The sequence below is a fragment of the Sporolactobacillus vineae DSM 21990 = SL153 genome (assembly GCF_000377985.1).
Lineage (GTDB): Bacteria > Bacillota > Bacilli > Bacillales > Sporolactobacillaceae > Sporolactobacillus > Sporolactobacillus vineae.
The window spans coordinates 288316-301894 of the sequence record NZ_KB899043.1; the positions used below are offsets into that span (position 1 = coordinate 288316).

12 protein-coding genes and 1 riboswitch are annotated in these 13579 nt (G+C 49.5%); of the genes, 8 read left to right on the plus strand and 4 right to left on the minus strand.

Annotated features, from left to right (window positions below; all coding sequences use genetic code 11):
- Nucleotides 1-118 precede the first annotated feature (118 nt).
- Nucleotides 119-226, minus strand: a riboswitch (SAM riboswitch).
- A 213-nt stretch (nt 227-439) separates the two neighbouring features.
- Nucleotides 440-2020, plus strand: coding sequence for a phosphoenolpyruvate carboxykinase (ATP) (gene pckA / locus D889_RS0103685; protein ID WP_010630477.1), 1581 nt, complete (start codon nt 440-442; stop codon nt 2018-2020).
- A 707-nt stretch (nt 2021-2727) separates the two neighbouring features.
- Here the strand turns inward: pckA and tagH are convergent.
- Together tagH and D889_RS0103695 are read right to left on the minus strand one after the other, a co-directional pair.
- Nucleotides 2728-3525, minus strand: coding sequence for a teichoic acids export ABC transporter ATP-binding subunit TagH (gene tagH, locus D889_RS0103690; protein ID WP_010630478.1), 798 nt, complete (start codon nt 3523-3525; stop codon nt 2728-2730).
- A gap of 14 nt (nt 3526-3539) precedes the next feature.
- On the minus strand, nt 3540-4364 hold the full coding sequence (locus tag D889_RS0103695; RefSeq protein WP_010630479.1) for an ABC transporter permease: 825 nt from the start codon (nt 4362-4364) through the stop codon (nt 3540-3542).
- A gap of 280 nt (nt 4365-4644) precedes the next feature.
- Between D889_RS0103695 and D889_RS0103700 the strand changes: the two genes are divergently transcribed.
- From D889_RS0103700 to D889_RS0103730, 7 genes are all read left to right on the plus strand, one after another.
- On the plus strand, nt 4645-4857 hold the full coding sequence (locus D889_RS0103700; RefSeq protein ID WP_010630480.1) for a hypothetical protein: 213 nt from the start codon (nt 4645-4647) through the stop codon (nt 4855-4857).
- Nucleotides 4858-4871: 14 nt separating this feature from the next.
- Nucleotides 4872-6386: a spore germination protein gene (locus D889_RS0103705; RefSeq protein WP_010630481.1), complete on the plus strand. Its 1515-nt coding sequence runs from the start codon at nt 4872-4874 to the stop codon at nt 6384-6386.
- A gap of 42 nt (nt 6387-6428) precedes the next feature.
- Complete coding sequence (locus tag D889_RS0103710; RefSeq protein WP_010630482.1) at nt 6429-7541, plus strand: GerAB/ArcD/ProY family transporter; 1113 nt, start codon at nt 6429-6431, stop codon at nt 7539-7541.
- Entirely contained in the window at nt 7538-8647 is a 1110-nt protein-coding gene (locus D889_RS0103715; RefSeq protein ID WP_010630483.1) for a Ger(x)C family spore germination protein, read from the plus strand. The genes D889_RS0103710 and D889_RS0103715 overlap by 4 nt, the downstream gene beginning before the upstream one ends.
- A gap of 89 nt (nt 8648-8736) precedes the next feature.
- A complete protein-coding gene (locus tag D889_RS0103720) occupies nt 8737-8919 on the plus strand; it encodes a cold-shock protein (RefSeq protein ID WP_010630484.1) in 183 nt (60 codons plus the stop codon).
- Nucleotides 8920-9232: 313 nt separating this feature from the next.
- Complete coding sequence (locus D889_RS0103725) at nt 9233-9838, plus strand: DUF402 domain-containing protein (protein ID WP_010630485.1); 606 nt, start codon at nt 9233-9235, stop codon at nt 9836-9838.
- Between the two features lie 96 nt (nt 9839-9934).
- The gene (locus D889_RS0103730; RefSeq protein WP_010630486.1) at nt 9935-10480 is read left to right on the plus strand and encodes a DUF6944 family repetitive protein; all 546 of its coding nucleotides are present in this window, start codon (nt 9935-9937) and stop codon (nt 10478-10480) included.
- Between the two features lie 157 nt (nt 10481-10637).
- On the opposite strand, the gene D889_RS0103735 is transcribed toward D889_RS0103730, so the two are convergent.
- Nucleotides 10638-11984, minus strand: coding sequence for a (Fe-S)-binding protein (locus D889_RS0103735; RefSeq protein ID WP_026038969.1), 1347 nt, complete (start codon nt 11982-11984; stop codon nt 10638-10640).
- Nucleotides 11984-13417 (minus strand): glycolate oxidase subunit GlcD, encoded by a 1434-nt coding sequence (gene glcD, locus D889_RS0103740; RefSeq protein ID WP_010630488.1) that lies wholly within the window; start codon nt 13415-13417, stop codon nt 11984-11986. The genes D889_RS0103735 and glcD overlap by 1 nt, the downstream gene beginning before the upstream one ends.
- Nucleotides 13418-13579: the final 162 nt, after the last annotated feature.

Sequence of the window (13579 nt, forward strand, 5' to 3'; positions counted from 1 at the left end):
CAAACCCTTCCCTGGGCATGTCCGGTGCCGACAAGTCAACGGCATCCGATCCTCTTTGTTTTAAAGGCATGAAAAAAGCCCACTCCGATACAGGATCAGGCTTACTCTCTGAATGTGCCTCTTATTTTCAGAAGGACATATCGTTCTCCTGCAGGTTAGCACCGTGCCGAAACGGCCGGTTGCCGGGTTTCATCGGGCCTGTCCCTCCGCCTGCTCGGAATAAGAGCAGCCATATTGATTAATTCATATAATACAGCAGGGATATAAAAGTGTCAACGTACTTTCTCGGGAACAGAATGTGCCGGACCCGGCATCCGGAACTGCATTAAATTATTTGTGAATTATTTCACAGATAACCCCTTAATTTAGAAAAATGTTATTTTTCTGTGCTATACTTTAGGTGTCAAATAGAATTCCATATCAGGAAGGGATGTCGGTTATGAATGCTACCGTTTCAAAAACAACCATCTCTGAATTATTGAAAACCGGGAATACGTTTGTGAATCTGCCTTCCGCCGTGCTTGTCGAGAAAGCGCTGTCAAATAATGAAGGCGTTTTAACGGATCGCGGTTCACTTGCAGTGACCACCGGTAAATATACCGGAAGGTCACCGCATGACAAATTTTTCGTGAAAGACCGGACCACCGAAGATCAGATCGACTGGACGCGCAACCAGGCAATCAGCGAAGAAGTCTTTCAGAGCCTCTTTCACAAGGTGGTGCATTATCTGGCTGATCTTCCGGAACGCTTTGTTTTCAAGGGCTTCGCCGGTGCGGATCCGCAGCAGCGCCTGCCGATCCAGATTGTTAATGAATACGCATGGCAGAACCTGTTCTGTCACCAGTTGTTCATCGCTCCGACGCCTGACGAACTGGTCCGGCATCAAGCCGAATTTACCGTACTCTCAGCACCAGGCTTTAAGGCCGTTCCAGAGCGCGATCATACACGTTCGGAAGCATTCATCATCATCTCAATCACACACAAGGTAGTTCTGATCGGAGGTACTGAATACGGCGGTGAAATCAAGAAATCAATATTCACAGTGATGAATTACCTGCTGCCGGGACGCGGCGTCATGTCGATGCACTGCTCGGCTAATCAGGGAACAAACGGCAATACAGCGCTCTTTTTCGGGCTGTCGGGTACCGGCAAGACCACGCTCTCCAATGTTCCCGACCGCGATCTGATTGGTGATGACGAGCACGGCTGGTCAGACAAGGGCATCTTCAACATCGAAGGCGGCTGCTATGCGAAGACGATCCGTCTCTCTAAAGAAAGAGAACCCCAGATCTATAACAGCATCCGGTTCGCTACCGTCCTTGAAAATGTAATCGTTTCCAAATCCGACCGTCATCCGGACTATGACAACGGCTCGCTGACGGAAAACACCCGGGCTGCTTATACGCTTGAAAATGTATCCAATGCCCTGATTCCAAGCATCGGCGGGCACCCGTCGGCCATTATCTTCCTCACAGCAGATGCCTTCGGTGTGCTGCCGCCGATCAGCCTGCTGACACCGGAACAGGCGATGTATCAGTTCCTGTCCGGGTACACCAGCAAACTGGCAGGTACCGAACGCGGTGTCACCGATCCGGAGGCAACGTTCTCAACCTGCTTCGGTGCTCCATTTATGCCGCGTCCGGCGTCCGTCTATGCGGAACTGCTCGGCCGGCAGATCAGGAAGCATCATGTCAAGGCCTATCTGGTCAATACCGGATGGACTGGAGGCCCATACGGAACCGGTTCAAGAATGAAACTGGCTTATACCCGGAAGATGATTCAGGAAGCTCTGGACGGCCACTTCGATCATTCTGCAACTCGGACAGACCCGATTTTCGGCCTTCATATTCCAAACGAATGCCCCGGCGTTCCGGACGACGTCCTGCTGCCGTGGAAGACATGGCAGGACGCGAAAGCCTATGATCGGACCGCCCGTCTGCTGGCCCTTAAATTTAAAGATAATTTCAATCATTTCCCTGAAGCTTCTGATGAGATCCGTCAAGCCGGTCCGATCGTTTAAACAAGATCCCGGATGAGCATGACTGGCCATGGGTTTCAGCTGAATGTTTCAACGACACACAGGGGGACCGCTCAGACCTGACACAGGTTTGTGAGCGGCCCCCCTGTATTTTTTCATCGGCTCTGTAAAAGCCAGCCGTTGTTTTCAGGCGCAGGCGATCGCTTTCCGCAGGAGTCTCATGCCTTCCGCACCAGACAGCAGAGTGGCCATAAACAATAATAGGATCAGGACCTTTTCGTTTCACGCGCACGGTTCAGCCTGTTCCTCTCTCACGCCATTCGCAATACCGCTTCCATTCATCTTCAAGTTCGGACAATGTAAGTGCTTTCAATTTTGCCGAATTTGAAACGGCATGATTGCTCTCCAATAGCTCAATCAAATGGCTTTTACGCTTCTCCACTGCCGTTCTTAAAAGGTTCAGATGATTCATAAACTGTACAGGATCCGGACAAGTAATCGCTTACAAAATGATTTGCCCGAACCCTTCCCTCCTTTCCTGTTTTGCGCTGTGATTATAGATCCACCGCTCATCCTATTATTTACTGTTCGACCATTGGCTATACTTAAGATGATTATTCATTTAGTATACACAAAAAACGATAAATATTTCACAATTTGCTGTTAAAAAATCCTGTTGATTTTCGCTGCTCCGTCGCCCGGGGCAGGAATCAACAGGACCATAAAACAGGGTCAGTAAACGCCGGCCTTTATTGTGCCGCTGCCATCCGCCGCTCGCGCACTTTTTTCTGAAAAGCATCGCGTTCTTCACGGGACATTTTCTTATAGTCGCGGATAAAGCTTTCGTACTTCGGCATGACGTCCTTCATCAGGCCGTAGTCCTCGACCTGGCCATACTGGATCCACAGGGCCTTCTCACAGAACTTTTTCATCTGATTCAGCGAATGACTGATGAAGAAAATGGTTTTTCCTTCAGCCTTAAATTCATTCATTTTGTCCAGACATTTGTCGGCAAAGGTCTGGTCGCCGACGGACAGCGCCTCATCAATAATCAGTATATCCGGATTGATGTGGATTGAAATCGCGAAGCCGAGCCGTGAACGCATCCCGCTTGAATACGACTTAACCGGCTGATCGATGAAGTCGCCGATATCGGCGAAATCAATAATATTCGGTGCCATCTCTTTGATTTCTTTTTTCGTAAATCCGAGCATCAGACATTTCAGTTCAATATTCTCCCGCCCGGTAAGCTCCCACTTCAGTCCGGACTGAATGGCAATCAGCGCCGCTTCACCATTCACGGTGACCGTGCCCGAAGTCGGCGGAATGACGCCGCCGATGATGTTCGACAAGGTCGACTTCCCCGAACCGTTGACACCGATGATCCCGACGACATCGCCTTTGTCAGCATCAAAACTGATATCCTGAAGAGCATAGAAAGACTGTCCATAGCCGCCCGGGAGGATCAGATCAAGAATTTTCTCCGAATTCTTTGTAAACATTTTATATTCTTTGGAAACATGACTGACGATAACTGATTTAACCATTTATTTTTTCCACCTTACAGATAATCTACGAAGCGATCCCTGAACTTCAGGTGAAGGGTTGACCCGATGATAAAGGTCACCACAACAAACGCCCAGAAGTAAAGGGTATATTTGTAGTGTTCAATGCCATACCAGGACAGGCCGAGCATCGATGAACGATAGCCTTCAATCAGATAGTACATCGGATTGATCAGCATGATATGGGCCAGCGTTCTCGACTTTTCATCCAGAAGAGACGGCGGCCAGAGAATCGGCGTCAGATAGAACATCATCCGCATCATTGAAATCAGGATCTGATGAAAATCACGGACAATCGTCGAGAACGTCGACGTGATCAGCGACACCGACAGTAAGAAAGCGAATGCGGCAAACATAAAGTATGGCAGCTGGATAATATAAACACTGACCTTGTACGGTGTAAACTGCAAAATAATAAAAATAATCAGCGTCAGCATTAAGTGTTGATAAAATTTCTCAAAGATCACATAACTGGGAATGGCGCTCATCGGAAAATTCATTTTTGCGATAAACCGAATCCGCTGATAGATCGAACTTGAACCCTGAACGACAGAAGGCTGGAGAAAGAACCAGACAATAATCCCGGCCATCAGCCAGTCGATGTAGGGTATACCCCGTCCGTTTTCCAGGACGCCTGCCCGGTCAAGAATCATCCCGAAGACAAGCCAGTAAATCAGGATTTGAATCAGCGGATTGATGATCACCCAGGACATGCCCAGATAATTGTTATTGTTTTCACTTTTCAATTCATACAGTGAGAGACGTCTGATCAGATAGAAGCTGCTGATCTGTTCCTTAAACACTTTCCATGCCGACTTCATATCAATATCCTTCCAACTCCGAAATTAACTAACGAGTACACAGAACCGGCTGTTTTCCAAAACACCGAATTCCAAGCTTTACTTTATCACAGCTGATCCACAAAAGAAAAGCCCTTCCACAGGATCGCCCTCCCGAATGCTGCCGCTGTTTACAATTTCGCTGTCACGCCCGTAATCCTGTCTGTCCGCGGAATATTTTTCACGGGCAGCGGGCAATCTACCTGGAGATAATAAAGCTTGTGACACAAAAGTACGGATCGCGGCAAAGAGGGGACCTGTGATGCTCACTGTTTTTCTATATCTCAGTTACTTTGCCCTGCTGCTTGTCTTCTTTATCAGTGTGTTTTTCAGAATTGATGTACTGAGCGCCCTGCTGATGTATGCGGTGATTGCCTGGCTTTGCATCGTTCCGCTGATCGTCATCTACATCGATGCCGCAAAATATGAGCAGAAAAAATCGAGAATCGAAAAAAAGAAGAACAACATGAACTGAAATGAGGCAAACGCATGTTCCGGAATAAAAAAAGGCAGCAGCAGGCCAGCAAAAATAAAGATCCGAAAACAATTGGCGATGTTCTCGACCACCTCGGCAAGAGCCGCGATTTTGTTCATTTTCAACATGGCAACACGCATTTCAGCTGCTGGATTTCTTACTTCCGGACACTGATCGATATCGACTATGTCCACCGTGACGTCTTCCCATTTCTCTATAGTGACAGTATTCGCAATATGGCCGATATTAAGGATCAGCTGCCGCTTGAGAAATTGATCCAGACGAAAGACATCCATGAGATTCAGTCGAAACTGCTGGAAGGATACATCATTATTCAAAAGGATGAGCGATCTCCGGAGTGCCTGATCGTCCCTTCGGTCAAGATACAGGGACGGCAGATTGAGAAATCAGAAGTGGAAACGAGTATCATCGGTCCGAAAGAAACGTTCGTTGAATCGATCGATACGAACATCAATCTCATCCGCAAGCGCATCCCTGTGCCGCAGCTGACGCTGAAAGAAATCCGTGTCGGCAAACTGTCGCGGACACAGGTCGGCATCATATATATCGACGGTATCGCCAGCGAAGAAAATGTCAATACCGTGCTGCAGCGTATCCAAAGTCTTGAAGTTGCCAGCCTGATCGATGCCACGATGCTGGCGCTGATGATCACGGACAATAACTGGACCATTTTTCCTCAGTTCACAGATACGGAACGGCCCGACCGTGTTTCCGGTGCCGTCTACGAAGGAAAAATCGCCGTACTGGTCGACGGCTCGCCGAACGCATTGATTCTGCCTTCAACAATCGTCGAATTTTTCGCAGCATTTGACGACTATTTCCTTCCCTGGAACATCAGCTCAGCTTATCGTCTGCTGCGTCTGTTCGCCGTAGCACTGTCGGCTCTGTCATCATCGCTCTATGTTGCCCTGCTGACCTATCATTACCAGCTGCTTCCTAAAGATTTACTCGGTTCGCTGATCAGCTCGCGCAGCTCCGTCCCCTTTGACCCGGTGATGGAGGTGCTGATTCTTGAAGTCATGATTGAACTGCTGCGCGAAGCCGGCGCCCGGCTGCCGACAAAGGTTGGTCAGACTATCGGTATTGTGGGCGGTATTGTTATCGGTACGGCAACTGTTCAGGCCGGTCTGAGCAGCAATATCCTGCTGATCATCATCGCAATGTCCGCCCTGGCTGCTTTTATCACGCCGAATTACCGGATGGCGACGACCATTCGTTTTATTCGTTTTCCGTTTATTATTAGTGCCCAGATGTTCGGACTGCTCGGCATTGGCATGTGCTTTACGTATTTCGTCACCCATCTGATCCGGCTGACATCACTCGGCAGGCCGTATATCGAACCGATTTTTCCGTTCCGGGCATCTGATTTGAAAGACGCCTTTATCCGCCTGCCGTTCCAGCTTCAGAACAGTCGTCCGATGTTCCTTCGCCCGGGCGATCCGGCACGAATGAATACGACACGGACCAGCCAAGAGAAAGGGAAAAAGAGTCCCGACATTGATGAATAAAGGGTTAGAAGAGCTTAAACGAACTGTGGAGATGATTCGGCCATGGCTTTAAACAAAATCAATGAAACGCACCAGTTAGGTCCGATGAGCAGTTTCTTTCTGATACAGGTCACACAGATCGGTATCGGATTTTTCTCATTCCAGCAGCCGCTGTCGCGCTTCAGTGCCCAGGATGCCTGGGTGGCCTGCCTGATCGGCGGATTGTCCTCGCTTGGCGTCATGTGGCTCATCCTGCGCCTTCTCGAAAATGAACACAAGTATGGACGAGCCGATTTGTTTTCGATTCATACCCGGATTTTTGGAAAATGGATCGGCGGTGTACTGAATCTGGCCACCATCATTTTTTTCATGCTCTACGCGGCTATTTATCTGCGCAGTTATATTGAAATTCTTCAAGTCTGGATTTTCCCTCAACTCTCGATTCTGGTCTTTACTGCTCTTTTCTGCCTTCTGATTGCCTATATTGTGCTTGGCGGCATGCGCACGATCGGCGGGATCTTTCTACTCAGCTTCGTCTATATGATCCCGCTTTACGCGGAAACGGTATTTGCCGTGCCCGGCGCCCATTTTTCGAACCTGCTTCCCTTGTTTGATCACGGGCCGAAATCTCTGCTTCTGTCGGTCTTCTACTCGATTCATATTTATCTTGGAAGTGAAATGATCCTTTTCTACTACCCGTTCATCAAACATCCGGAACAGGCGAAAAAATGGTGCTATTTTGCATTACTAGATACCCTCTTCATCTATCTGATGATAATGATCCTCGGCACGGCCTACTTCAGCCAGGGAGAGATGAAACTGACCATCTGGCCGACGGTGACTTTCTGGAAAAGTATTACATTTCCGCTTTTTGAACATGTGGATATGATCAACATCGTCTATATGATCTGGATTCTTCTGCCCAGCATGGCACTGTCCGCATGGATTGTTTCCCGCGGCATCAAACTGACCTTTCCGGTGATCCGGCAGAAATATGCGCTTATATTCGTCCTTGCCGTTTTCATTGTTGTTGCCGAGATTGTCTACAATGGCGAACTGGTCGCAACAGCCAATGCCCTTTTCTCCAAGCTTGGTTTTTGTTTTAACTACATCTACATTCCCCTGCTCCTGCTCTGCCAGTGGATTGTCAAGAAGGTGAAGGGGGAGCCGGCATGAGAATAAAGATCCTCCTCCTGTGCCTCTTCCTGCTCCTTCTGACCGGCTGTCTGCCGTCAAACATCATCGACGACATTCTGATGGTTGAAGCAGAGGGGTATGACTATCTCGGAAAAGGACAGATCATGGGCACTGCGACCATGCCGAACTATGTCGAGAGCGGTAATCCGGGCAGTCAGGGCGCGGGGCTGCCGTCTACCGCGGCGATGATGCGCTACATCTCAGGCGTCACTTATGACGGGAAGTCGCTGGTCGACAAGTTTCAGCCGGAAGGTCAGCGTCAGCTGAAGATCGGGAAGATCAGAGTGATGCTGTTTGATGATAAGCTGGCCAGACACGGACTTAGTAAACAGCTTGATTTCAGAAACCGCGATCCGGACACACCGCGGGACCTGACGCTCGCTGTCGTTGAGGGGAGCACCCGGGAAATGCTTACCGCAGCGGATTACCAGACCCAGATTCCGGTCTCTCGTTATATTCAGGATCTGATCCAGCAGAACAGTCAGCAGAACTACCCGGATTCTGATCTGGCCCAAATTCTCTACAGCTATTACGGAGAATATATGGACGCGTTCATGCCGATCATCCAGAAACAAGGCGATCATCTGGCACTGGTCGGGGTTGCCGCATTTAAGAAAGACAAGTACGTCATGAAGATCGACGGCGACGATGTATTTGTGTTCAAAATGTTATTTCAGCCATTCGACCAGGGAGTCTATGACTATGAATTTGCCAGGGGCAAACATATCGCGCTCAGAAATGTCCATACCTCAGCAAGCTTTAAGGTGCGGAACGGGAACAGTTCGTCTCCGGATATTTACGCCCGGGTCAAAATTTCTGCTCAGGTCCGTCAGGCATTTCCCGGATCCATCAGCAAAAAGAATGCAGATCACATCACAAAGCTGCTGAATCGTCATCTGGAATGGGAAGCCCGGCAATTGGTGCATCGTTTTCAGACTTATCGTGTCGATCCGCTCGGGCTGGGCAATACCGTCCGAAGTTTCACCTATCGTTTCGACGGGCATTCCTGGCCGGACCGTTATCCCCATGCCCGTTTCCACTGCCGGGTCAACGTCAATATTGTTCAGACGGGAATTTCTCAGTAACGGTCCGATGCCGGAGAAAGCACTTTCATTTATTAAACGTCTCGTTTGCGTTATAATAAAAAGATTAACAGGAAGGGGGATGATGCTTCATGGGTTTTAACCGTGGCCAGCAAGAACCGGTTCCTGAAGAAGAAACAGTTGTCTGGACATGCACGAATGATGACTGTTCCGGATGGATGAGGGACGCTTATTCTTTCGACAGTCATCCGAAATGTCCGCTCTGCCATTCTGATATGAAAAAGGAAACGAGAATGCTTCCGGTGATCAGCTGATCGTCATCAATCATTCCCACTGAACCAGAGTCATGTGACTGGACGGGGCAATCGATTCATTCGGAATTCTCTAAAAAATCGGATAAGGACGCGGCGATTATTTTGCCGGCTGTGTTTTAACGGACCGCTCCTCATCGATACATTTTGGCTGACAGAGCGCATCTTTTTACAGAAAAGCGCTCTGTATTTTTATGCATTTGTATTTGTGTACCGGTTTGGCTTTTTATGGCCCTTCTTTACAGAGAAGGAAAAGCTGCGTTCACTTTCCGGTGAATTAGGCTACAATAGATAGAGATACGGCGAAGGTGATTCGATGCGACTGTACAGAATGAAAAGAAAATATGCAGACCGGCGCGGCTGGCGCAGAATCGTGAAAAAAAGAATAATGGAAAAAGCATATATGTGGCCGGACTTTCACGGCCGAGCTGTGCTGCTGCATTTTGATGCGATCAAAGCACCGATGTCGGTGGTTTACGGCGGGGTCCGGAATAAAACGGTGGACAGAAATTACTCCTGGCTGCAGCTTTTCCCGGAAGGCGACTGCGGGTTTGTGCTGACCGCTATGTTTAACCAGCATCGCCGGCTCGTGCAGTGTTATTTTGATATTGTCAAACAAATCGGTCGCGAGCGTGACGGAGTGCTGTGGTTCGATGATCTTTACCTTGATTTTATCCTCTTCCCGGACCGCAGTCTCTTCTTTGTTGATGAAGAAGAACTGGATGAGGCGCTGGAAACCGGAATCATCACCCAGGCGCTCCATGACCGTGCCTGGGTCAAAGCCGGGAAACTCAAGATCTTTCTGGAACGGCATCCCGACCATTTTCTTCGTCTTGTCCGTAAGATCATGACCACCTTTCCCGAGACGATGGAGACAGACAATGATCACCCAAAAGTAAATGCCCGCAATGTTGAAATGTAGGCACTCCGGTCCACATGCTCCCGGGCCCAGGCCACTGTCACCCTGAGCGGATCTGAATAGAATAGAGACAGGTGCGACAGACAGGATGGGAGAACCATGAATAACACCGAACTGGCCAGAAATCTTGCGCTGGCCTCTATTGCCGCCGGAAAAACAATCAATGCTGTGGGTAAAACACCTGAGATCCCGCTCACCAGTGAGCTCCGCAACCAACTTGCGCTCACCAGCAGCCTGATTCAGTTTGGCGGCGGTGCCTTACTGACTGATGTAATCCGGACAAATCCCGAGTTTCAGTTCATTGTCCGACTGAACTTTCTCAACTACAGCATTTTTTCGATTCAACTGATTCAGGATGTACATGATGATCCGCTGCTGATCAGGCAGGCACTTTCAGCGAATCTCAGAGAAATCGCCGGTGATCTGATGCTGCTGACGATTCATTCGATCTGGAGTAAACTGTATTCCTTGATCGGCATTACCCTCATCGCCCTCGGCCATATGATGCAGGCACTGGGGCGCAGGCAGCAGCTCGATCAGGAGGCCACATTCACAGAAGTGAACAAACAGATCACTTTGGGTTCATGGATCGATGCCTGTGGATCAACAATCATTCTGCTTGGTAATCTCGCTGATACGGTATAAGATGCTTCAGGCGGTCCCTCCTCGTCCGGTCCATTCGCTGTTCCTGCAGAAGTCTCATGAAAAAAATGATGTTTAGCCAGTTTTAGAAATTAAAAAAAACAGAATGGATTGTTTCCACTCTGTTTTTACCTTTAACTTTCACTTTTTCATTAATCCATCAGCGAACCAGCTGGTTTTCTTCCGAATACTCCAGTGCTTCAACCAGCAGATCTGCAATGTGAACCGCTCTCATTTTCCCCTTATTGCCGCTGCGCTCAACACCTGCTTTCATCTCAAGCAGACAGCCGGGATTCGCCGTGACAATCGTCTGCGCCTCGGTCTTCTCCACCTTGGCCATTTTATGATCAAGAATCTGCATCGCCATCTCCGGCTGGACGATATTATAATCGCCGGCCGAGCCGCAGCAAGTGTTCGCACCCTCCATCTCTTCATATCTGACCCCTTCGATGGACTGAAGGAGGATTCTTGGCTCCTTATAAGTGTGCATCACATTTCTCAGGTGGCAGGAGTCCTGATAGGTGACCGTCTGCGGCGAAAGCTGCAAATGATGCTGATGGTGAAAATCAAGGTCGACCAGTATCGCCGAAATATCCTTCAGTCTGGAAACAAATTGTTTTGCCCGGTCTGCCCATTCAGGCTCGCCGGCTAGCAGGTGATCGTATTCGATCAGAAAAGCACTGCAGCCGCCGGCATTCGTGATGATGTAATCAAAGTGCCCGGCCTCAAACGCTTCGATATTCTGCTTTGCCATTTTCTTCGACTGTTCAAGCTCACCGTTGTGGCCGTGCAGCGCTCCGCAGCACAGCTGATGTTCCGGAATGGTCACATCGCAGCCGGCTTTCTGCAGCAGCCGGATCGTGGCATTGTTCGTTTTAAAAAACAGCGTATCCATCAGGCAGCCGGCAAACAAAGCGACATCTGCTTTTTTCTCCCCTTCGTGAGGAAAAAAGCGCGGCCGCTCCCTGATTTCCTTTTTCGTCGGGGCTTCGGGAAGGATTTTTTCCATCGCGGCCATACTTTCCGGAAAAAGATTCATAAATCCGATTTTCCGGCCGACCTTGGACAGACCGCTGCGCTGATAAAACCCGAGCAGTCCCGTGGCCGCTTCGATGCGGTTCTGATGGGGGAATAGACCATTAAACACGCCCTTCCTGATTAATTTTACCGGTACCGATTGTTTCTTATGTTTCTGAAGAATGCTGCGGGCGTCCTCCAGCAGATGGCCATATTTGACACCGGAAGGGCAGACCGGTTCACAAGCCCGGCAGCCCAGGCATAGGTCAAGCGAATGGGCAATATCCTCGTCTGGCTCAACGACGCCGTCTGTGATCCCTTTCATTAACGCAATCCGGCCGCGCGGAGAATATTTCTCCTTATGGCCTGTTTCAATATAAGTCGGACATGAAGGCAGACAGAAGCCGCAACGCATACAGTTCAGCAGTTCGTCATAATCCATGTTCTTCTGAAAGTCTTTTTGGATCTGCCGTTTATCTTTTTCCGTCATCATTTCACATTCGCCTCTCTTTCGCTCGCTGCCTCTGCAAACACTTTCCCCGGATTCATAATGCCGGAAGGATCCAGAGCCTGTTTAATCCCGCGCATCACGGCCACACCCGCTTTGCCTAGCTTCCATTCGAGATAAGGCGCTTTGGTCATCCCGATACCGTGTTCCCCGGTGAGCGTCCCGCCAAGCTCAAGCGCCTTCTCGAAAATCTCGGCAAAGGCTTTCTCGACCCGCTGCATTTCGTCATGATCCCGCGCATCTGTCAGACACGTCGGGTGAAGATTGCCGTCGCCTGCATGACCGAATGTCGAGATACGCACATTATATTTTCTGGCTATTTCAGTGATCGCCCGGACCATCGGCGCAATCTCCGAGCGGGGCACCGTTGCGTCCTCAAGGATCGTCGTCGGTTTCAGCCGGGCCAGGGCACTCAGGGCTGACCGACGTGCCGTCGCCAGTTGTTCTGCCTCCTGCTCGGAAGCAGCCAGCCGGACATCCACGGCCTGTTTACTGCGGCAGATCTCCGCGATCCGGTGAATGTCACGATCGACAATTTCCTTAGGTCCGTCCTGAACAATCAGCAGGATGGCCTGGACATCGGTGGGAAGCCCGATATGGGCAAAATCTTCAACAGCTTTCAGCGTATCCTGATCAATAAATTCGAGTGTGACGGGAATCATCTTATCGGCGATAATGGCCGACACCGAACGAGCCGCTGCTTCAATGTCCTGATACAGCGCCAGAATTGTTTTCTGCGACTCCGGTTTCGGGATCAGCTTCAGGGTGGCTTCAGTAATCACGCCCAGTGTTCCTTCAGATCCGACAAACAGTCTGGTGAGGTCGTACCCGGCAACGTCTTTCGTCAGTTTTCCGCCTGTGCGTATCAGTTCCCCGTCAGGTAAGGCAACCTGAAGCGCCATGACATAGTCCCGGGTCACGCCGTACTTTAACCCGCGAAGGCCGCCGGAGTTTTCACTGAGATTCCCGCCGATTGTCGAAATCTTCATTGAACTGGGATCCGGGGGATAAAAGAGCCCTTCTTTCTCAACCGTATCGCTGATCTCCTTCGTGATCACCCCCGGCTGGACCGTAATCGTCAGGTTCTCTTTATCGAGCTCCAGAATCCGGTTCAGACGCTTCGTCAGCAGAACAACTCCGCCATGAACCGGACAGGTATCCGCACACAGATTGGTGCCGGAACCTCTTGAATAAACCGGTGTTCCCGTTTCATTACATAGTTTTAGCAGCGCGGCGACCTCTTCGGCATTTCCCGGCGCAGCGACAAAATCAGGCAGCGATTGATAATTCGGCGTGGCATCATATGAATAAACCAGCCTTTCACTGGACGAGCTGTCCACATTTTCCTTCCCCACGATTGCAGCAATCTGTTCTTCAGTGATTTTCTGCTTTTTCTTCAAACGAAGCAGCGGCATCGTATCCCCTCCAGTCAAAAAGTAAAGCGTTTACTTGAAATCTATTATAGCGGCACTTTTTTTATTTTACTAATCATAGGCACAGACAGGATGCGACAGAAAACGAATGCTTCGACAGAATGCCCCCCACAAACGGCTCTGTTTAAAAATTGTTTGATTCCA

What these genes read in the sequence shown, in the direction of transcription:
- pckA (WP_010630477.1), top strand. Translation starts at nt 440, where the DNA reads ATGAATGCTACCGTTTCAAAAACAACCATCTCTGAATTATTGAAAACC.
- tagH (WP_010630478.1), bottom strand. Translation starts at nt 3,525, where the DNA reads ATGGTTAAATCAGTTATCGTCAGTCATGTTTCCAAAGAATATAAAATG.
- D889_RS0103695 (WP_010630479.1), bottom strand. Translation starts at nt 4,364, where the DNA reads ATGAAGTCGGCATGGAAAGTGTTTAAGGAACAGATCAGCAGCTTCTAT.
- D889_RS0103700 (WP_010630480.1), top strand. Translation starts at nt 4,645, where the DNA reads ATGCTCACTGTTTTTCTATATCTCAGTTACTTTGCCCTGCTGCTTGTC.
- D889_RS0103705 (WP_010630481.1), top strand. Translation starts at nt 4,872, where the DNA reads ATGTTCCGGAATAAAAAAAGGCAGCAGCAGGCCAGCAAAAATAAAGAT.
- D889_RS0103710 (WP_010630482.1), top strand. Translation starts at nt 6,429, where the DNA reads ATGGCTTTAAACAAAATCAATGAAACGCACCAGTTAGGTCCGATGAGC.
- D889_RS0103715 (WP_010630483.1), top strand. Translation starts at nt 7,538, where the DNA reads ATGAGAATAAAGATCCTCCTCCTGTGCCTCTTCCTGCTCCTTCTGACC.
- D889_RS0103720 (WP_010630484.1), top strand. Translation starts at nt 8,737, where the DNA reads ATGGGTTTTAACCGTGGCCAGCAAGAACCGGTTCCTGAAGAAGAAACA.
- D889_RS0103725 (WP_010630485.1), top strand. Translation starts at nt 9,233, where the DNA reads ATGCGACTGTACAGAATGAAAAGAAAATATGCAGACCGGCGCGGCTGG.
- D889_RS0103730 (WP_010630486.1), top strand. Translation starts at nt 9,935, where the DNA reads ATGAATAACACCGAACTGGCCAGAAATCTTGCGCTGGCCTCTATTGCC.
- D889_RS0103735 (WP_026038969.1), bottom strand. Translation starts at nt 11,984, where the DNA reads ATGACGGAAAAAGATAAACGGCAGATCCAAAAAGACTTTCAGAAGAAC.
- glcD (WP_010630488.1), bottom strand. Translation starts at nt 13,417, where the DNA reads ATGCCGCTGCTTCGTTTGAAGAAAAAGCAGAAAATCACTGAAGAACAG.